This is a genomic window from Streptomyces sp. NPDC058045 (genome assembly GCF_042885635.1).
GTDB lineage: Bacteria > Actinomycetota > Actinomycetes > Streptomycetales > Streptomycetaceae > Streptomyces.
In genome coordinates, this window is record NZ_JBHVRR010000012.1 from 137,886 (window position 1) to 156,905 (window position 19,020).

The 19,020-nt window shown below is 72.2% G+C and carries 20 protein-coding genes; 8 read left to right on the forward strand and 12 right to left on the reverse strand.

Annotation, left to right across the window (positions count from 1 at the left end):
* Positions 1–132 precede the first annotated feature (132 nt).
* Genes ACFVST_RS10835 through ACFVST_RS10845 form a run of 3 tightly spaced genes read right to left on the reverse strand, consistent with a single transcriptional unit; the run spans position 133 to position 1,465 of the window.
* The gene (locus tag ACFVST_RS10835; protein ID WP_390149003.1) at positions 133–411 is read right to left on the reverse strand and encodes a DUF397 domain-containing protein; all 279 of its coding nucleotides are present in this window, start codon (positions 409–411) and stop codon (positions 133–135) included.
* A gap of 18 nt (positions 412–429) precedes the next feature.
* Positions 430–630: a DUF397 domain-containing protein gene (locus ACFVST_RS10840; protein WP_390149005.1), complete on the reverse strand. Its 201-nt coding sequence runs from the start codon at positions 628–630 to the stop codon at positions 430–432.
* Entirely contained in the window at positions 611–1,465 is an 855-nt protein-coding gene (locus tag ACFVST_RS10845; protein ID WP_390149007.1) for a helix-turn-helix domain-containing protein, read from the reverse strand. Before ACFVST_RS10845 ends, ACFVST_RS10840 begins: the two co-directional genes overlap by 20 nt.
* Positions 1,466–1,673: 208 nt before the next feature.
* Between ACFVST_RS10845 and ACFVST_RS10850 the strand changes: the two genes are divergently transcribed.
* Together ACFVST_RS10850 and ACFVST_RS10855 are read left to right on the forward strand one after the other, a co-directional pair.
* Positions 1,674–1,892 carry a hypothetical protein gene (locus ACFVST_RS10850; protein WP_390149009.1) on the forward strand — a complete coding sequence of 73 codons (219 nt, stop codon included), beginning with the start codon at positions 1,674–1,676 and terminating at the stop codon, positions 1,890–1,892.
* On the forward strand, positions 1,892–2,353 hold the full coding sequence (locus ACFVST_RS10855) for an ATP-binding protein (protein ID WP_390149011.1): 462 nt from the start codon (positions 1,892–1,894) through the stop codon (positions 2,351–2,353). Before ACFVST_RS10850 ends, ACFVST_RS10855 begins: the two co-directional genes overlap by 1 nt.
* Positions 2,354–2,385: 32 nt before the next feature.
* On the opposite strand, the gene ACFVST_RS10860 is transcribed toward ACFVST_RS10855, so the two are convergent.
* Positions 2,386–2,943, reverse strand: a complete 558-nt coding sequence (locus ACFVST_RS10860) for a hypothetical protein (RefSeq protein WP_390149012.1) — start codon at positions 2,941–2,943, stop codon at positions 2,386–2,388.
* Between the two features lie 181 nt (positions 2,944–3,124).
* Between ACFVST_RS10860 and ACFVST_RS10865 the strand changes: the two genes are divergently transcribed.
* On the forward strand, positions 3,125–5,260 hold the full coding sequence (locus ACFVST_RS10865; protein ID WP_390149014.1) for a tetratricopeptide repeat protein: 2,136 nt from the start codon (positions 3,125–3,127) through the stop codon (positions 5,258–5,260).
* Between the two features lie 4 nt (positions 5,261–5,264).
* Here ACFVST_RS10865 and ACFVST_RS10870 read toward each other — a convergent pair whose 3' ends face one another.
* The 6 genes from ACFVST_RS10870 to ACFVST_RS10895 form a co-directional block, all read right to left on the reverse strand.
* Positions 5,265–5,663, reverse strand: coding sequence for a DUF3592 domain-containing protein (locus ACFVST_RS10870; RefSeq protein WP_390149016.1), 399 nt, complete (start codon positions 5,661–5,663; stop codon positions 5,265–5,267).
* Between the two features lie 105 nt (positions 5,664–5,768).
* Positions 5,769–7,091, reverse strand: a complete 1,323-nt coding sequence (locus ACFVST_RS10875; protein ID WP_390149017.1) for a PQQ-binding-like beta-propeller repeat protein — start codon at positions 7,089–7,091, stop codon at positions 5,769–5,771.
* Between the two features lie 103 nt (positions 7,092–7,194).
* Positions 7,195–7,629: a DUF3592 domain-containing protein gene (locus ACFVST_RS10880; protein ID WP_390149019.1), complete on the reverse strand. Its 435-nt coding sequence runs from the start codon at positions 7,627–7,629 to the stop codon at positions 7,195–7,197.
* A 21-nt stretch (positions 7,630–7,650) separates the two neighbouring features.
* Positions 7,651–9,786: a hypothetical protein gene (locus tag ACFVST_RS10885; protein ID WP_390149021.1), complete on the reverse strand. Its 2,136-nt coding sequence runs from the start codon at positions 9,784–9,786 to the stop codon at positions 7,651–7,653.
* A 92-nt stretch (positions 9,787–9,878) separates the two neighbouring features.
* Complete coding sequence (locus ACFVST_RS10890; RefSeq protein ID WP_390149022.1) at positions 9,879–11,669, reverse strand: hypothetical protein; 1,791 nt, start codon at positions 11,667–11,669, stop codon at positions 9,879–9,881.
* A 102-nt stretch (positions 11,670–11,771) separates the two neighbouring features.
* Positions 11,772–12,044 (reverse strand): hypothetical protein, encoded by a 273-nt coding sequence (locus ACFVST_RS10895; protein WP_390149024.1) that lies wholly within the window; start codon positions 12,042–12,044, stop codon positions 11,772–11,774.
* 279 nt (positions 12,045–12,323) lie between these two features.
* Between ACFVST_RS10895 and ACFVST_RS10900 the strand changes: the two genes are divergently transcribed.
* The gene (locus ACFVST_RS10900; protein ID WP_390149026.1) at positions 12,324–13,295 is read left to right on the forward strand and encodes a DsbA family protein; all 972 of its coding nucleotides are present in this window, start codon (positions 12,324–12,326) and stop codon (positions 13,293–13,295) included.
* Positions 13,288–14,136, forward strand: coding sequence for a cytochrome c biogenesis CcdA family protein (locus tag ACFVST_RS10905; RefSeq protein WP_390149028.1), 849 nt, complete (start codon positions 13,288–13,290; stop codon positions 14,134–14,136). Before ACFVST_RS10900 ends, ACFVST_RS10905 begins: the two co-directional genes overlap by 8 nt.
* A 332-nt stretch (positions 14,137–14,468) precedes the next feature.
* Here ACFVST_RS10905 and ACFVST_RS10910 read toward each other — a convergent pair whose 3' ends face one another.
* On the reverse strand, positions 14,469–15,158 hold the full coding sequence (locus ACFVST_RS10910; protein ID WP_390149030.1) for a hypothetical protein: 690 nt from the start codon (positions 15,156–15,158) through the stop codon (positions 14,469–14,471).
* Positions 15,159–15,312: 154 nt separating this feature from the next.
* Between ACFVST_RS10910 and ACFVST_RS10915 the strand changes: the two genes are divergently transcribed.
* Entirely contained in the window at positions 15,313–15,777 is a 465-nt protein-coding gene (locus tag ACFVST_RS10915) for a GNAT family N-acetyltransferase (RefSeq protein ID WP_390149031.1), read from the forward strand.
* Positions 15,778–15,796: 19 nt separating this feature from the next.
* Here ACFVST_RS10915 and ACFVST_RS10920 read toward each other — a convergent pair whose 3' ends face one another.
* Entirely contained in the window at positions 15,797–16,915 is a 1,119-nt protein-coding gene (locus tag ACFVST_RS10920) for a pyridoxal-phosphate dependent enzyme (protein ID WP_390149033.1), read from the reverse strand.
* Between the two features lie 147 nt (positions 16,916–17,062).
* Between ACFVST_RS10920 and ACFVST_RS10925 the strand changes: the two genes are divergently transcribed.
* Complete coding sequence (locus tag ACFVST_RS10925) at positions 17,063–17,815, forward strand: GntR family transcriptional regulator (protein ID WP_390149034.1); 753 nt, start codon at positions 17,063–17,065, stop codon at positions 17,813–17,815.
* A 172-nt stretch (positions 17,816–17,987) separates the two neighbouring features.
* Entirely contained in the window at positions 17,988–18,851 is an 864-nt protein-coding gene (locus ACFVST_RS10930; RefSeq protein WP_390149036.1) for an RNA polymerase sigma factor SigF, read from the forward strand.
* The last annotated feature ends 169 nt before the right edge of the window (positions 18,852–19,020 follow it).

Consider the following 19,020-nt stretch of genomic DNA (forward strand, 5'->3'; position numbering starts at 1 on the left):
ACCGATAGGCGCCGGAGACTCATCCTCCGGCGCGCTTTTCAGACAGCCGGGATCCACACGGAGTTGTACACCCTGGATCACGATCGGGCATCAGGCGAACTCGCTCGCACGAGGCGCTGCGCCAACGTACCTTTAGGCCTTGAGCCCGCCTACGAACGAGGTCCAGGCGGTGGCGGCGACGGCGAGGAAGGGACCTTCGGGAGCCTTGGAGTCGCGGACGGGGACGACGCCGGGGTGACCATCAGCGACCTCCACGCACTCTCCGCCGTCGCCGTTGCTGTAACTGCTCTTGCGCCAGTTCGCCGCGCCGGGGAAGGCCGCTGCTACCTGTACGCACTCGCCGCCGCTGCCATTGCTGTAACTACTGCTACGCCAGGCGGCGTTGGTCAGGTCGATAGCGTTGCTCGGCATGTGGCCTTCCCCCGACAACTAGTCCTTGAGGCTGTTTACGAAGGAGGCCCAGGCGGGTGCGGCAATAGTCAGGAACGAACCGTTGGGGACCTTGGAGTCCCGGACGGGGACTATGCCGGTGTGCCCGTCCACGACCTCCACACAGTTCCCGCCGTCGCCGTTGCTGTAGCTGCTGCTGCGCCACACGGCATCGGTCAGGTCAGTCTTGTTGCTTGCCATTTCGCTCATCCTCAGCCGCTCGCTGGATCAGGGTGAGGGACGCCTCCAGCGGAAGTGCGGCGGCCCTCAGCCGATCGTATGCCTTGCCGTACTGCTTCACGAGCGCCGGATCATCGATGGTGTCCCCGCTGTACTGCGCCTCCGTATAGACCAGAGGCGGGGCATCGGGGAAAGACATGAGCGTGGCTGTGCCGAACATGAACGGATGAGGGCCGCGGTTCCACGGGAGGACCTGTGGAACGATCCGTCGGCGCCGGGCCAACGCCGCGATGTGCTCCAGTTGTTCGGCCGCCTGCTCGGGCGGCAAGATGGGGCGGGACAGCAGTGACTCGTCCAGGATCACCCAGTATTCGGGCTTCGTATGGTCGTCCTCGAAGAGCTGGGATCGAGCCATTCGGGAGACGACCTTCGCCTCCACCTCCTCGTCCGGAGCCAACGGGTGTGTGGCCTGGACCACCGCTCGCGCGTACGCCTCCGTCTGGAGAAGCCCGGGAAGCACCGTCGGGCACCACTCCTCGATGGTGTCCGCCCGCTTCTCCGCCTCCAAGGCCCGCTCGAAGTACCGTGCGTGCCCCCGCAGTCGGGCCTTCCGTACGTCCTCGCAGCGGCGGGAGAAGAAGCCGTCCGTGTTCAGGACGCGGTCGACGTGTTCGGCGAGATCGGCGGGCATCCGCCGCTCGCCGCGTTCGATCTCGCTGAGGTGGGTGTGGCTGTAGTAGCTGCCCTCCACCACCTCCTTCTGCGACAGCCCGACCTGTTCCCGCTTCCACCTCAACTCCCGGCCGTAGAAGGTCGGCACGCTCGCCGAACCGTCAATCTCCTTGGGTTTGCCCATCGTTCACGCTCCGGTGTTCCGCTGCCGGTGGTCGTCGGCCGGCCGATTTCCGAGGTTTCCGCCGGGCCGTCCGCGTTCACGTGCCGAGCCCGACTGCGGGCCGTATACCCGCAGTTCACGAGCGGGAGCCCGAAGTCCTTCCACGGTACGCGCCTCGGCGGCACGCTGTGACTCGTTCATCACAGAGCGCACTGGAAGGCGTGAGCCCATGTACGAACCCTCCCTCCCCGCGAGCGACCCCGAGGCGGAGAACTGCGCCGAGGAACTGCGGGCCGCACTCGCCGCGCACGGCATCGTCCTGCCGTCCCTCGGCATCGATCCGCCGGTCTTCGCCTCGACCCTGAACCGGCCGCTGATCGCGCTGGGCAACTGCAACATGCGTACCGCTCAGGCCCTGATCGACGTGCTGCGCAAGGGAGTTGCGTGATGTGGCCGCCGCTCACCCTGGAACTGCTGGCCACACCCAAGTCGGTACCGGAGGTGCGGCAGGCGCTGCGGGCGCACCTCGGTGCGGAGTGCCCCGACCTCCAGCTCTGCGCCAGCGAACTCCTCGGCAACGTCATCCTGCACGTCGGTGAGGGCGTCCCGGTCACCGTGCGGCTGAGCTGCGCCGGGGACCGTACCCGGCTTGAGGTGAGCGATCCGGATCCGCGGGCGCTGCCGGTGCTGCGGGGTGCGGTGGGGGAGGACGACGAGTCGGGGCGCGGGCTGGTCCTGCTGGACGCGCTCACGCTGCGGTGGGGCGTCGAGCAGCGGGACGGCGGCAAGACGGTGTGGTGTGAGACGGAGGCCGTCTCGGGGGGTGAGGGTGGGGTGGTGGGGGACTGGCCTCAAGTCGACTGCTGGCGGCCGCCGTTGGACACGGGTCCGGTCAGACTCGTGCGGTAGGAGCGGTGGGGTGGCCGCGGGGTGCGTCGCGTCTAACCGCTCTGATCCACGTACTCGTAGCGCTTCTCGGAGGACGGCGAGTCGCGGCGCCACTCGCGTTCCCCGGTCCTGGCGGTCAGGAGCAGGCCCTGGCGGAAGGGGCGGCGCCGGCTGCCGAAGCCGGTGACCGTGACCTTCTCTCCGGGTCTCAGCCAGGGGCGCGGCGGCAGATGCAGGTAGGCGAGCTGGTTCTTCGCCGGGTCGGTGAACTCCAGTGAGATGGGCAGCGGTTCGTCTCCGTCGTCGCAGCAGACGGTGCCCTCCAGCGTCAGCGAGGGTTCGGCGCCCGCCAGGATGCGTTCGGGCGCGCCCGGTCCCGGGGCGAACAGTGCCAGCCCCTTGACGGCGAGGTAGTGGATGATCAGGCCGGTGTAGAAGACCAGGGGGATCACCAGGGGCAGGGTGTACTCGTAGTAGATCCAGGTCTGGTCGATGACGAACCAGTCGAAGACCGGGATCAGCGGCAGCATCCACACCCCGCGCACCTGATCCCCGTAGTCCTCCTCCGCCCACTCCGTGAGCGCGGCGACGTCCCCCTCGTCCAGCCTCATCACGGAAGCCTACCGCTCACATGTCCCTGTCAATCCGACCTGCCGAGCGGGGCCAACTCGCCGTATGAGCAGTGGTGTTGGGGACCATTGGACCGCTGCTCGCCAATCGCGGGTTCTCCTTCTGCCGGGCGGCGGTCGCCCACTAGGGTCTGGGCTGGGTCTGGACACGGGGAGGGCCGGGATGCTCGAAGTGGTGACGGTGGGCGCGATCAGCGGATTTCTGACCGCGGTACTGAACGGTGCCGCGGGGGAGGCGGGCAAGCAGTTACTTGTCTCCACCGGCGTCCAACTGCGCAGGACACTCGGCCGCCCGGTGCCGCTGCCCGCCACCGACGACGGGGTCCGGGCACTCGCCGACGATGTGCACACCCTGCTGCGGCAGGACCAGGGGCGCAACGGCGAGTGGTCCATCCTCATGAACGCCATGGCCGCCGAGCGGCCCGAGCTGCGCCGCGGGGCCGGACTCCCGCCCGCCCCTTGGGAGTTCACCGATCGCACCGGGGTACTGCGGCAACTCGGCAGGGAGGCCAGCCGCTCCTTCGGCGGCCGCCCCCGGATGGCCCTGCTGTACGGGCCCCCGGGCATCGGCACCAGCGCGGTCGCCCTGCACTGGGGCGCCGACCAGGCGGGACGGTACCCGGACGGGCAGTTCCATATCGACCTCCGGGACGGCTCCGGGGAGCACGGCCCGGGCCCAGGTGCGGTACTGCGGCGCGTACTGCGGCAGATGGGCGTACCGGACGACCGGCTGCCGCCCACCGAAGCGGGCTGTGTGCGGTTCTACCGTGAACTGACCGCGGAACGGCGGGTGTTAGTGGTCGTGGACCATGTCACCTCGGCCGCTCAGGTGCGGTACCTGAAACCGGCGGCGCCCGAGGTGTTTCTGCTGATGGTGGCCTCCGGGGCAGAACTCGCCCTGGACGGGCTGCGGTTGGCGGTGCCGCCGCTGAAGGACCGGGACGCGGTGAAGCTGCTGCGCCGGGTCTCCGGGGACGAGGCGGTGGCCCGCGCCAAGCCGGAGCTGCCGGGACTGCTCGACGGCTGCGGAGGCAATGCGTTCGCGCTGAAGGCGGCGGCACTGCGGCTCGCCGAGGGGGCGACTTCGGAGGGCGGGGCGCCTTCGGTGGACGGGTCGCTTTCTGTGGACGGGGCGGGCGGGGATCCGGTGCGGAGGTCGGTGCGGGCCGCCTGCTCGGGCCTCGGGGCGCAGGCCGCCCGGATGTGCCGTCTCACCGCGCTCACCGGCCTGCCCGGGCTGGATGCCGGGATCGCCGCACGGGCCGCCGAGCTGACCGTGGCGGAGGCGCGGGGGATGCTGGAGGCCGCGGTGGAGGCCCAGTTGGCGGAGGCCCTGCCGGACGGCCGGTACCGCTACCGGCCTTCGGTGGCACGGCAGTTGGCGGCGGACGCGGCTGCCGAGCACGGGGTGGCGGAGTGCGCGGCGGCCGTGTCGCGGACCCTGGCCGAGGTACTGGACCGGGCCCTGGGCGCGGCACATGCCGCACTCCCGCAGAGCTGGCGCACCGAGCACGGGCCGGAGACCGGCAACCGCTGGCACACCGAGGACGAGGGCCTGGCCGCCCTCCTCGCCGAGGCACCCAATGTGTGCCGTGCGGTGACCGTGGCCGACGAGTACCAGCACACCGGGACGGCACTGCGGCTCGCCCGCGCCCTGTGGCCCGTCCAGCTCAAGACCGGGTACCGGGCGGAGGCCCTGCCCGCACTGCGGCTCGCCACCGACCGCGCCGACACCCACCACCCGCAGGCCGCCGCCGGACTCCACTTCCAACTCGCCCACTGCCTGGGCGAGTTGGGGCAGTACACCGAAGCCGACCGGGAAGCCCGACGCGCCGTGGACTGCGAACGCTCCGCCGCCCACCACCGCGGCGAAGCCTCCGCCGTCGAACTCCGCGGCCTGCTCTGCCTCCGCCGCTGGCAGTACGACCAGGCCTACGAGCACTTCACCACCGCGGAGGAGATCTATGGCCGGATCGGGGACGGGGACGAGGGCACCGCGGACCTGCCGCGTGCCCTGGCCCTCACCCTGCGGCACCGGGGACGGGCGCTGCGCGGAATGCAACGGCCGGTGGAATCAAGGGAGTTGCTGGAGGAGGCGCGGCGGCGTCTCGCCGCGCTGCCCGACCCGTACAACGAGGCCCGGGCGCTCACCGATCTCGCCGAAACCCTGCTGGACAGCGGGGAGTTCAGGGCCGCCCTCGCCCGGATCACCGAGGCGGAGTCCCTGCTGAGTGAGGCGGCCACCCCGCACCGGGACTATCTGGCGCGGCTGCGGGAGCGGTGCCGGGGGACGGAGTAGGGGCTCAACCACCCATCTGGATCAGCCGGATCGCGAAGGTGGTGAACCCGGTGATGCCCATGAGGGCCCAGAGGAAAGTGGAGATCCGGCGACAGGTGAGGTCGACGCGAACGGTGCCCGGGGCGTCGGGGAGGTAGATCACCGGCGCCCTGCCGCCCACCGGAAGGCCCCTGACGCCGCTCTCTTTGGGCTCGAACTCATGGGCGCGGCCCTGCGCGTCGACAAATCTGAGCAGCGGGTAGTAGACGACGCCGCCGCCTTTCTCAGCGCTCTTCGCGCGGTGGCTGATCACCATGGCCCAGGTGCGGAGCCCCTCGCGCCGCAGCCGCCACTGGGTCACTGCCTCGTGCACGGTGAAGGCGATGAGGACGAGATCCGCCACCACCGTCATCGTCAACCACACGGTCGACTCCTCCCGCCGTACCCCGCACGGCCCTTCGGGTGTCGTCAGTCGCCTGGTAGACGCTACCCGTGAGGGGGGCGGTTCCTGCGGCCCCGGGCGGTGGGGTCAGGGCGTGCCGGTGTGGGGCAGTCGGTAGGCCTCGACCGTGGCGCCCCGGGCGACGTAGATCCGCTCTCCGTCCCCGGCGAACGGCCTGGGGTGGCCGGCCTGTTCGGGGGGCGCGAGCGTCGCCAGCGTCCGCTGCTCACCGGTGGACGGGCTGACGCTCAGCAGCCGGGGGCGGGCACCCTCAGCCGTGGCACTCGCCAGCAGCCGGTCCGGGCCGGCGGCGAAGAACTCCACGTCGTTGTCGGTGAGTTGCCAGGCCTCCCTCCCGCCGTGGAGGTCGTAGGCGTAGTGGGTGCCGCCGCCGTCCTCGAAGTGGGTGAGCAGGACGCCCCCGGCCACGAACTGCGGGGTGATCGTGCCGCGGAGGAGGGTGTTGCCGTGCTTGGCCGGATGCCGGTCGCCCTCGAATCCGGCCTCGGAGGTGTGGATCTCCTTGCCGCGGACGACGGTACGCAGCACCGTGCCGTCCTTGCCGTAGGTGCGCAGGGAGACCTCGCCGCCCGTTCTGACCTCTAGGGCCAGCGGGTCGGAGGTGACGATACGGCGCAGCTCGGTGCCGGGAGGCGAACTCCACAGGCGCTTCGCCGTCTCCGCCTCGTAGAGCGTGAACGACTTCCGCCCTTCGTCGGCGACACCGATGTGGACGCCGTTGTGGAAGGTGTCCGCGATCGAACTCGCGCTGCTGCCAAGGGACTTGAGCCGCTTGCCGGTCCTGGCGCCGAACCGGTGCAGCACCCCGGTGTCCCAGTACGTGAGCGAGACCACCGAGGCGCCGACGCTCACGGCACGCATCTGCCCGGTGCCCCGCTCCCTGACCGCCGCGCTGAGCGGCGACCGCTCGGTCCAGAGCACCTTGCCGCCGGTGATGTCCACGGCGCCCGCGGTGGTGCACTCCTTACGGGTGCCCTTGGTGGGGCTCTGGGTGGTGCGGGCGAAGACCACGGCACCGATGCCCTCGGCGTTGGGCTGCTGCGAGAGGGTGCAGATACCGTCGGTCCCCTCGGGCATCCGCACCTTCCAGCGGGGCTTGCCCGTCCGGGCGTCGTAACCGGAGAGGCCCCCGTGGCTGGTCTGCACGACGAAGGTGCCCCTTGCGGTCCAGACCCGTTCGAGGTCGGTGTCCATCCCGGCCGCCCCCGTGGGCACTCGCCACAGCGGCTTCAACTGGGTTGGTTCGGCTGGCTTGTTGGGCTTCGAGTGGCCCCCGCTCGGGCTCTCGCTCGCGCCGGGGGAGCCGGTGCCTCCGCCCCCGCACCCCGCCAGCAGCACCGCACACACCGCGACGGCACCGGCTCTCGCAGCACCGCACCACCGCACCATCGGTCCCCCGTCCCCCGTCGCTTGGTCGGAGCGAACCTACTGGGGGGGCCGCCGGGGAAGCCCAACTTCCGGAGTACGGGGTCCCGGTGGGCGCCTGTGCTGCTCAACCACCCATCTGGATCAGCCGGATCGCGCCGAAGGTGAACACCAGGGCACCCATGAGAAGTCCCCCGAGGGTCAGGACCCGGATTCGGGTGCCGTCGATCCGAGCGGTGTCCGGGGAACTGGGAAGGTAGATCACCGGCGCCCTGCCGCCCATCGGAATGTCCCTGGCCACACTCGAATTGGGCTCGAACTCATGCGCACGGCCCTGCGCGTCCACGAATCTCACCAGTGGGACGTCGTGGTGGCCACCGCCCTTGCCGTTGCTCACCTGGCGCACGCTGATCACCGTGCCCTCGGCACGCAGCCCGTCACGCACCAGACGGCGCTGGATCACAGCCTCGTGAACACCGAAGGCGATGATCACGAGATCCCCGACCACCGCTAACGTCAGCCACACAGGCGACTCCTCTCCTTGCCGCGGTGGACGCCTCACGGAGAGTGCGCGGTTCCTGCGCTACCTGGGGGCGGGGCCGGCGGCAGGGCACCACGAGTCGTCCGGGTCGTCCGTGCGCTGGTCGAGCCAGGTCTTGGCGGCGGTGCGTTCGGCCTCGGTCGGCGAGGGGTGGAGCCGGTCGGGGTATCGGATCAGGTGGTGCTGGCGGGCGGCCTCCAGGCCGATGGCGCGGGCCTCGGGCGAGAGGCCGGGGTGCTCGGCGACCTCCACGGCGCGCCGCCACCAGTCCCGGCTGCACGGGTCGAACGAGAAGTGCCACAGGGGCTGTTCGGGGTCGGCCACGCCGATCAGGACGCGGTGCAGGACGTACTCGTGGAGGCCGGGGGTGCCGAGCAGCCGGTCGGCGATATGCAGCGGATGCTCCCCGTCGAGGCGGGCCCGGACCAGGACCCAGGTCATCAGTTGGCCCACGTCATGGGCGTCGGAGGTGACGAAGTCCCACAGCTCGGCGGCCTTGGCCTCGTCGGGGGCGCCGAGGTGGGTGAGGAGCCGCAGCTCGTCCTTCCACACCGGCCGGGCCCGACCCCACCAGGCTTGCAGCTTGGCCGCGGCCGGATGCCCCAGGTCGAGGGCGAGACAGGTCAGGGTGACCAGCGGATGGCGCCACTCGGTGTAGGTGGTGCGGTACTTCTTGGTGAGGTCTTTCAGCCGGTGCGGCAGCAGCGCCTCGACCTCGGCGGCCGTGCCCAGGCCGTGGGCATAGAGGAGTTCGAGGCAGAAGCCGAGGCCCTGGAGGTCGGTCGCCGGGTCGGCCACCCGGTTCCGCAGCCAGCGCACATCGGCCTCGGTGAGCGTCCGGTACCGGTGCCACGCATCGGCCAACGCGCCTTCGTAGGCGGTGAGATCGGGTCCGGTGCCGGACAGCAACTCGTCCCGGACGGCCTCGTAGCGCTCCACGGCGGCCAGTATCTCGGCGGGGTCTATGCCCGTGCCCGTGTCGGTTCCGGTGTCGGTGAGCGGGGAGCCGCCCGGCCGCAGCGTCTCCTCGCGCAGCAGATCCACCTGGTCGCGGGCCGCTTCGGCGGCGAGGACGCGCAGGGTGCGCGGCAGGCGTTCGTCGGTGCTGAAGCGGACGGCGGTGAGGGCGGCGTAGGACGAGCCGACGCGGAGGTCCGCCCCGGTCTGCCGCCGCCAGTCGGATGTGACGTTCCCGATCAGCGCGTGGTGCAGGGCGCGCAGCGAGGTCTCCGGGGCGTCGTGCGCGGCCAGCTCCGCCGCGAGGGCCACCGCGGCCGCCACCGGGTCCGGTTCGCGGAGCGAGCGGTGCAGCGTCAGCCAGTCGCTGACCGCGCCGCGGTCACCGGCGAGCGCGAACTCCCGCACCGCGGCGAGGCCCCGCTCCGACGGCACCAGCGATATGACACCGGCCGCCTGGGAACCGAGGGCGGCCACGATCTCCCAGGTCTCCGGGTGGTCGTGGCGCAGCAGCGCGTGCAGCAGAAGCCCCCAGGCGCTCCACTCGTCGAGCCGCCCCTCGTGTCCCTCCCGCCAGGCCCGCAGCAGTCGCTCCGTCTCGTCGGGTGTGAGCCCGTCCCGCTCCTCCAGCGAGACCACGAAGCGGGTCGCCGCGGCGAGGTCCAGCGGCTCGCGCAACCGCTCGTGCAGCCACGCCGCCTCGGCCGGGGACAGCGAGCGGTACCGGAAGAAGGGAGTACCGCGGTCCAGCGGCTCGTCGAGCATGTCCAGGAACTGGCGTACGCCGTGCGGGTCGGCCGGGTCGGGCAGGCCCGCTTCGTCCCGCTCGGTGACCCGGTCCAGCCGGAAGGCGCTCCCGGGTCCGCCGTCGACGAGCCGGAAACCGGGCGGCCCCGCACCCAGCCCCGCGGCGACGACGCCGTGCTCGCCGCCCCAGTGCAGCAGCAACTCGCCCCTCAGCGCGCCCGAGCGGTCGAACGCGGCCTCGTGCGACTGCCAGTGCCAGTACACGAAGGAGACGGGGCCGCTGAGTCCTCGCTCCGCGCGGAGTTCGGTGGCGTCCTCATGGCCGTGGGACTGGGTGTACCGGTCCCGGCCCGGCGGCGGCAGCGCCAGGAACCCGTCACCGCCGAGGCTCCGCCACCAGGCCGTGATCGCGCCGAGGTCCGAGCCTCCGCGCGCCGAACGGCCGCCCGCCTGGGCGGTGTCGGGGCTGTTCACAAGCTGCTCCCTGCACTCCGCGGGACCCGTCCCACCCGGATCCGCCACCTGCGATTCACCCTGCCACAGGGGTCTGACAACGCCCCGGGACCTCAGCCAGGGGACCCGCGCCGTACGACCGTCACCAGGTGCGCCCCGGACGCCAGATGTACCGTCAACTCCACTTCCTGGGACGGAAGTCGGGCGCCCGCCGTCAACCAGGCGTGCAGGGCCGAGGCGTACGCGGCCGGGTCGGCGTCCGCGTCCGGGGCGGCGGTGAGCTCCAGGGTTCCGTGGTCGCGGTGGCCGACGGTGCAGGTGCCGGGGCCGGTGACGAAGGCGGCGAGGGCGCAGTGCGGGAAGCGGTCCAGGACCTCCGCCGCCCAGTCCGCCGGGGTGCCGAGGCGGGGGTCGTGGGGCGGACCCTCGCGGGTGATGACGTCCGCGGTCTCCAGCGCGGCCGGGTCCCGGGTCTCCTCGTGCACCGCCAGATGCGCCACGCCCCGCGCCCCGTAGGGCAGTTCGGACGTTCGCTCCACCCCGACGTCCCGGTCGTGCACCCAGGTGCGGACGTACAGGGGAGCGGTGCGCAGCGGAGGCTGGTGCGGCGGGAGCGGCAGCGCCTCCAGCAGGGCGGGCGCCGGGGGCTCCGGCAGGTCCATCAGCGCGTAGAAGCGGCGGCGCAGGAGAGCGGCGGAGGCACCGGGCTCGGAGGAGGTGAACTCGGCGGGCCCCGGCAGGGGTTGGTGTCCGGCGAGGACTTTCTCCAGTTGGCCGGTGAGCGGGGCACCGGGGTCGAGCCGCGGCGCCTCCCGGACGAACTCGGCGAGCGGCGCCTCGGGATCCAGCCGCCGCTCGTCCGCCGCCGCCAGCAGCACAGGGCGGCCGAGCGCGGCCGCGTAGTAGGACACCGCACCGAAATCGCCCAGTACGACGTCCGCGGCGAGGATGGCCTGCCGCCAGGAGTGCACCGGATCGATCAGGGTGAGCCCGCTGCGGCGCGCCCGGTCCAGCCAGACGCGGAGCTGCCCCGGGCCGTGCCCGTGCCAGATGTTCGGATGCAGTACGGCCGCCAACCGGTAGCCGTCCGCGGGGAGTTCGGCCGCAAGCCGCGGGAGGAGGGACGGCAGCAGATCCCCCGCACCGCCGTCGTCGCGGCCCCCGTCACCGAACAAACCCTCCGGATTCCAGGTCGAGTTGAGTACGAGGAGGCGCTGCCCGCGACGCACACCGAGCGCGCGGCGGAAGCGGTCCCGGAAGGCACGGGCGGCGAGCATCCGGTCGTAGCAGGGATCGCCCGCGAGGACGGCGGACGGTGCGGCCTCGGGGCAGACGCGCAGCAACCGCCGGTGCTGCTCGGGGTGCGACAGGACCAGCGCGTCCACATACGGCTCGCCGCCTGACAACAGCCAGTCCGGCGCCAGCCCGAAGGTGGGCTCCCGGCTCCCGGCTCCCGGCTCCCGGCTCCCGGCTCCCGGCTCCCGGCTCCCGGCTCCCGGCTCCCGGCTCCCGGCTCCCGGCTCCCGGCTGGCTAGTTTCTTAGTATATCCGACCCCATGTGAGAGGACCGCCAACTTGCCCTGAATATCGGCTAGTTGACCCCCGAAGCTGGCGGAGATGGCCAGGTCCACCGGGGTCGACAGGGCCTGTTCCCAGGGCAGCACCGGCAGTTGCAGCTCCGCGAACAGCTCGCGGACACCGCCCTGGAACGCGGAGGACCCGGTACAGGTGACCAGCAGTTGCACCCGGAAGTCGTCGTGGAACAGCGGCAGTACGTCCAGTAGTCGGCCCGCGGAGGTGACGTTGTGCACCACGAGCAGCACCCGTCGCTGTGTCGTCCGGCTGGTCCACCGCTCGGCGTCCTCGCCGACCGGCACCCGTATCGCGGCGTCCGCCGAGCCCACCCGTGCACCCCCTCGCCCTGTCCACTGCCGCAGCAACGTACCGCAGTGGGCGGCCGCGGAGGACTCGGAGCCGGGGCGGAACGGCGGAGCGCGGGGCACCGCCTAGGGTGGTTGGCCGGTGTGGTTTCCGAGTGCGGGAGAGGGAGCGGTGGCGGCGGCACGGGCTTCGCGGGGCGGACCGGGTTTCGCGCTGCGGTGGTTGCTGGTGCTGGCCGCGGTACTGGTGCCGGTGGTGTGCCCGGCCGCGCAGGCGCGTGCGGTCGCGGGGGCGGTGGTGTCCGGGGTGGCCTCGTCCCGCGCGGGGGAGGCGCGGGGTGCTCCGGTGGTGTCCGATACCGACCGCGGGCCCCGGCGGGCGTCGGCGGGGAAGGGCATGTGCGGGCGGCAGGTGCCGGGGGAGCGGATCCCCCAGCGCGCCCAATTGCCGGGCCCCGCACAGTCGTTGGCGGGACGCCCGGCGGATGCGGTGGAAGTGGCGCCGCGAGGGGCCGGGGTGCGTGCGGTGGGTGCGTATCGACTGCGGGGGCCCGCGCCGCCCGCTGATCCGGTGCTGCTCTGTGTGCTGAGGACGTAGGGGCTGGGCCGTCCTCGGCACCCCGATGTTCCCGCTGTTCGCACAGCGTTTCCTGCTGCACTTGCACTTTGGAGTACCAGATGTCCGAGAAGAACCCTGAGCCTGACGAGAACGGGCCTCAGCAGCCCAAGCCGGAGGAGGCCACGGCGGACGAGGCCAGGCCCGCAGAGGCGACAGCCGATGCGCCCACGCCCGCAGAGGCCCCGGGTGAGACGCCCGAGCCCGATGAAGTCCCGTCCGGCGGCGGCCAGTTCGCCAAAGCCGGCCGCGCCGCCGCCCCCGCGCCGTCCCGCAGGCGCCGGGGGAGTCGGATCGTCGCCGCCGTGGTCCTGGCGGCGGCCGTGGTGACCGCCGGGGTCACCCTCGCCACCGGCGGGGACGGCGACCCCTCGCCCACCCCGAGCGGCAGCGGAGAGGCGGCACAGGCCGAAGAGGCACAGGGCGAGACCGCCGGGAACGCCGGACTGCTCGCCCTGGCCCGCCGCGAGGACGGCGACCCGCTGGCCGTGGGCCGGGCCGACGCACCCGTGGTGATGATCGAGTACGCGGACTTCCAGTGCCCGTACTGCGGCAGGTTCATCCGGGAGACCGAGCCGAAGCTGATCAAGGACTATGTCGACAAGGGGACACTGCGGATCGAGTGGCGGAACTTCCCCATCTTCGGCGCCGAATCCCAGCGCGCCGCGCAGGCGGCCTGGGCGGCGGGGCGGCAGGGCCGCTTCTGGGAGTTCCAGCGGGAGGCGTACCGGAAGGACCGGAAGCGGAACCAGGGCGAGTTCAGCGCGGAGAAACTGGCGGGAATGGCGGAGCGGGCCGGGGTGAACGACCTCGGCCGCTTCCGCCGGGACCTGTCGTCCGGGGCGGCGCGCAAGGCCGTGCGGAAGGACACCGGCGAGGGGTACTCGCTGGGCGTCAGCAGCACGCCCGCCTTCCTGGTCAACACCACGCCGCTGCTGGGCGCGCAGCCCACCCGGGCCTTCACCGAGGCCATCGAGAAGGCCGCCGCCCAGGAGCGCGGGAGCAAGGAGGGCGGGGGCGGCGGCCGTGACTGATCCGGGGCTGCTGGTCGCGTTCGCGGGCGGACTGCTGGCGCTGCTGAGCCCCTGCTCGGCCCTGCTGCTCCCGGCGTTCTTCGCCTACTCCTTCACCGGTCCCGGCCGGCTGCTCGGCCGCACCCTGCTCTTCTACGCCGGGCTCTGCCTGACCCTGGTGCCGCTGGGGGTGGCCGGCTCGTTCGCCGGGCGCCTCTTCATCGGGCACCGGGATCTGCTGGTGGCGGTCGGCGGCTGGCTGATGATCGCGCTGGGGGCGGCACAGATCCTGGGCCTGGGCTTCGGCTCGCGCCGGATGCAGCAGGCCACGGGCGGGCGCCGCTCCGGAACGGTGCTCTCGGTACTGGCCCTCGGCGCGGTCTACGGGCTGGCCGGGTTCTGCGCGGGGCCCATCCTCGGCGGGGTGCTGACGGTGGCGGCGCTCGGCGGTGACCCATGGCGCGGAGGCGTGCTGCTGGCGGTGTACGCGCTGGGAATGGCGGTGCCGCTGTTCGTACTGGCCGCGGTGTGGGACCGGTTCGAGGTGGGGCGGCGGCGGTGGCTGCGGGGGCGGGAGGTGCGCTGGGGACCCTTGCGGACGCACACCACCTCGCTGTTCGGCGGGGTGATGTTCATGGTGCTGGGGACGGTCTTCCTGGTCTTCGACGGCACTTCGGCGCTGCCCTCGCTCCTCGGCGTGGACACCGAGTTCACCTGGGAGGAACGGCTCTCCCGGTGGGCTGGTTCGGTACCGGACCGGGTACTGCTGCTCGCCCTGTGCGCGGTGGCCGCGGTGGCGGCGGCGACGGTACTGCTGCGCACCCGGGACCGGACGGGGGCCGGGCCGCGGGACGGCGGATAGCCCGCGCCGATTGCGCCCGCTGTGCGCCCGCCACTGTCCAGGCCGTGGCGGGCGCTCTGGCGTGGGCGTGTCCGGGGCGCCCCGGCGACGCCGGTGCGATGTCCGTCGACCGGCACGCCGAGGGCTGCCAACTCGGCCTCCTCAGCGAGCCCTCGTCAATGTGCCGCAACTCCACGTCGTGCTATGGCAGTTGACGGTGCTCCGGACTACCGTCCGCTGTCGGGGAAGGCGGAAGCGTCAGCTCGCGCCCGGCCACCGCGGCCCGCTCCGGGGCTCCGCCGCTCCGGCCGTCCGGTGTCAGCCCGCGCCCGCTCCGGTCAGCCGCCCCCCCCTCACCCGGTACCCCGCTCCAGGATGAGTCGGGGTGCCGGTCGGCAGGGGCGGCCCAGCGAATCGCAGCGGGCCTGGAAGTCCGGCGGGAGCCAGCCGTGCGACAGCAGCCGCGGATGCGCCGGGAACGAGGTGAGCGCCGCCAGTACGAAGAGCAGCGACGCCCAGGGGGTGTGCAACTGCACCAGCATCTGGCGGCCGTTGTTGATGTCGCGGAAACCGCACTGGAAGACGTCCGAGGCCGCCATGTCGATCGAGTCCAGGCCGCTCAGCCCCAGGTCGAGCCAGCACACCGGGTGCCCGAAGTAGATCTTGCGCTGGGTGACGGTCAACTCGCCGCCGCCTTCCGGGACCCACCGCGGCTGCGCGTTCGCCGCCGCGGCGTTGCGCCGGGAGGCGTTGCTCATCGCCGTCGCCGCCATCGAACCCAGGACGAACGCCGAGCTGCCGAAGGCGAACGTACTGGTCTGCGTGTACCTCCCGTCGCCCAGCGCGCGCCAGGTCAGACGCTGCGCCGGGCCCACCGCCAGCGCCCGGTCACCCGGCTCCATGCGGGCCGCGGTCGCCACCAGCGGCCGCCGCTCCAGGGAGCCCTCCAGCAGATCCGCGACGATGTCGCAGGTGTACCAGAGGTGTTCATCCAGCATCGACCAGCCGCCCGGCCCCGCCGGTGGCACTGTCGGCCTACTCATCGTCCCTCCTGTCCCCCGTGCCGTCCGGACCGCACACGGCGCCCGTACCGGCAGCGTCACACCCCTCGATCCTACTTAGCCCGAGGCCCAACTCCTACCGAGAACAAGGCTTGTCCCTCCCAGCGCCCCGAACACCCCTGCCTAGAGTGGGGAGATGCCGACGTCACCGCATCTGCGCGAGATCACCCGCGACACCTTCGAGACCGCGGTCGGCCTGAGAGTCCGCCCCGACCAGGAACATCTGGTGGATCCCGTGGTGCAGTCCCTCGCCGAGGCATACGTCCACCCCGGCGTCGCCTGGCCCCGGCTCATCTGCGACGGCGACGAAGCCGTCGGGTTCCTCATGGCCTTCCTCGACATCGACTGGACCGGCGAGGGCACCGACTTCCGCTCCGGACTCTGGCGTCTCAACATCGCAGCCGGACAGCAGGGCCGAGGCTACGGACGCTTCGCAGTGCAGTCCGTGGCCGGCGAGATCCGGCGCCGAGGAGGCACCCGACTGACGTCCACCTGGCACCCCGGCGCGGACGGCCCGAGCGGCTTCTATCGGGCGCTCGGCTTCCGGCCGACCGGAGAGACCAGCGGAGGCCAGACGGTGGGCGTGCTGGAACTGGACTGACCCCGCGCTCGCGCCCGTCTCACGGCGGCGGTGCCAGACCGGACTTGAGGCCCGCGCCGCAGAGCGGGAGCGCCACCGTGCGGCCGCCCTCGGCGAAGGCCTCATGGGCGCGGACCGCCGCCCAGCAGGCCGCCGCCGTGGACTCCACATAGAGGCCGCGGGAGGCCAGATCCCGCTGGGCGTCGCGGAGTTGGTCCTCGGTGACGGTGAGGAAGGCGCCGTCGAGGGAGCGCACCGCGCGCAGGATCTGCCGGGCCCGCGGCGGCCGGGGGATGGCGATGCCCTCCGCGAGAGTGGGCGCCGCCGCGGTCCGCCCGGTGAGCTCCTCGGCACCGGCCCGCCAGGCCTCGGCGAGCGGGGCGACGGCGGCCGACTGCACCGCCCACAGCACGGGCCGCCGCTCGATCAGCCCGGCCGAGTGCAGCTCCGCCACCGCTAGGGCCGCGCCCAGCAGCAGGGTGCCGTTCCCCACTGGCACCACCAGCACCTCCGGCAGCTCCCCGCCCAACCCCTCCCACAGCTCCAGGACATAGGTCTTGGTGCCGTGCAGGAAGTACGGGTTGTGCACATGGCTGGCGTAGAAGACGCCCGGGGTGTCGGCCGCGGCGCGGGCCGCGGCGGCCGCAGCCTCGCGACCCCCCTCCACCACCTCCAGCCGGGCGCCGTGTGCGGCGATCTGCTCCCGCTTCTTCGCGGAGGTGCCGGCCGGTATGTACACGGTGCAGGGCAGGGCGGCCCGTGCGCAGTACGCGGCGAGGGAGGTGCCGGCATTGCCGCTGGAGTCGGCCACCACCCGGTCCGGGCCGAGGCGGCGGGCCAGTTCGGCGAGGAGGACGGCGCCGCGGTCCTTGAAGGAGAGCGTGGGCATCAGGAAGTCCAGCTTGGCCAGGACGTTCCCACTCAGGCTCACCAGCGGGGTGCGGCCCTCGCCGAGGGAGGTCCGCGGATCGTGCAGCGGCAGTGATTCGGCGTACCGCCAGAGGGAGTTGACCCGGCCGGTCAGGGCGGAGAGGGGGGCGGGGACGGGGGTGAAGTCGAGGTCGAGGGGGCCGCGGCAGCGAGGGCAGCACCAGGCGAGGGAGTCGGCCGGCACCCGGGCGCCGTCGACCGGGCAGATTCGGTCCGGCAGAGCGTTCATGCGAAGCAGCGTAGGCAGAGCGCCGGGGGCGGAATCCACTGCCCAGCGGCCTCTTCATCACATCGAGTGATTCTCTGGCCTGTGCTTGCGGTTCACAACCCACGGTTGTCAGGCTGTCGCTGTCTGTCAATCTGATGGGAGTGGCCCGTGACCTTCGGTGAACAGCCGGCTTACCTGCGCGTCGCGGGAGATCTCCGCAAGAAGATCGTCGATGGTTCGCTTCCGCCCCACACCCGCCTCCCCTCCCAGGCGCGCATCCGCGAGCAGTACGGCGTCTCCGACACGGTGGCGCTGGAGGCGCGCAAGGTGCTCATGGCGGAGGGGCTGGTGGAGGGGCGCTCCGGCTCCGGCACCTATGTACGCGAGCGCCCGGTGCCCCGCCGTATCGCCCGCTCCGGGTACCGGCCGGACTCCGGGGCCACCCCCTTCAAGCAGGAGCAGGCCGATCCGGCGGCCCGCGGCACCTGGGAGTCGCGCAGCGAGCAGACCGAGGCGGGTGCGGGCGTCGCGGAGCGCCTGGGCATCCCCGTCGGCGAGCGCGTGATGTGCACCCGTTACGTCTACCGGGACGCGGGTGAGGTGATGATGCTCGCCACCTCCTGGGAGCCGCTGGCGCTCACCGGCCGCACCCCGGTGATGCTCCCGGAGGAGGGCCCGTTGGGCGGGATGGGCGTGGTGGAGCGGATGGCCGCGATCGATGTGGTGGTGGACAACATGACGGAGGAGGTGGGCGCCCGCCCCGGGCTGGCCGAGGAGTTGACGGCGCTCGGCGGTGTGCCGGGCCATGTGGTGATCGACATCCGGCGCACCTACTACGCCTCGGGGCGCGCGGTGGAGACGGCCGATGTGGTGGTCCCCGCCGACCGGTACCGGATCGCCTACCACCTGCCCGTCAAATAGGCCTGGCCTGGGCGCGGTTGGCGGACGGGGCGGCTCGGCCGGCGGGGTCCCGGTGGTCGCGGGACGGGTGGGTTCCGGCCGTCGTGCGGGGCGGGGCCGATTGGTGAGCATGTGAACGCCCCTTCCGGGTAGGCGCATGGGCACCGACGGAGAAGGGGAGGACACAGTGTCCATGGCGACCACGGTCCCGACTGGACTCTCGCAGAGGGAGACCGAGCGCCGGCAGGGGCCCGCTCATGAGCTTCCACACCTGGAGAATCCGGCGGAGGTGGCACCCCGGGACGCACGGGAACTCTCGAAGGTCTTCTTCGCCCGCCTCGCGGAACTGGACGAGGGCACCGCCGAATACCAGGACATCCGCAACACCCTCATCGAACTCAACCTGGCCCTGGTGAAGTTCGCCGCGACCCGCTTCCGCAGCCGCAGTGACCAGATGGAGGACATCGTCCAGGTCGGCACCATCGGCCTGATCAAGGCGATCGACCGCTTCCAGCTCAGCCGGGAGGTGGAGTTCGCCACCTTCGCGATGCCCTGCATCGTGGGCGAGATCAAACGATTCTTCCGCGACACCAGTTGGGACGTGCATGTACCGCGCCGTCTCCAGGAGTTGCGGATCGATCTGGCCAAGGCCACCGAGCTGCTCTTCCAGCGCCTCGACCGCTCGCCCACCGCGGCCGAGCTGGCCGAGCACCTGGGCCGGGACGAGGAGGAGATCCTGGAGGGCATCGTCGCGGCCAACGCGTACACCGCCTCCTCGCTGGACGCCCCGCTGGACGGCGGAAGCGAGGAGAACGGCGAGAGCCTGGTCGACGTACTCGGCGGCCCCGACGGCGATATGGAGACGGTGGAGAACGTCCAGGCGCTCAAGCCGCTGGTGGCGCAGCTCGGCGAGCGGGACCGCACGATCCTGCGGCTCCGCTTCGGCGAGGAGCTGACCCAGGCCGAGATCGGGGAGCAGTTGGGCGTCTCGCAGATGCATGTCTCGCGGCTGCTGGCCCGGATCACCCAACGGCTGCGGGCGGGCGTCCTGGCCTGAGCCGACGGCCCGCGGAACGCACCCGCGTACGGAACAAGACGGCGGCGCCGGTCCATCGGTCGGACCGGCGCCGCCGGGGGGTGGGGAGGGCGCGCGGCATTCCGGTGTGTTATAAAAAAAAGACGCAGGCGAAGGATGTGGCTGTGTTGTTATAGGTGGTAGGCGGTTC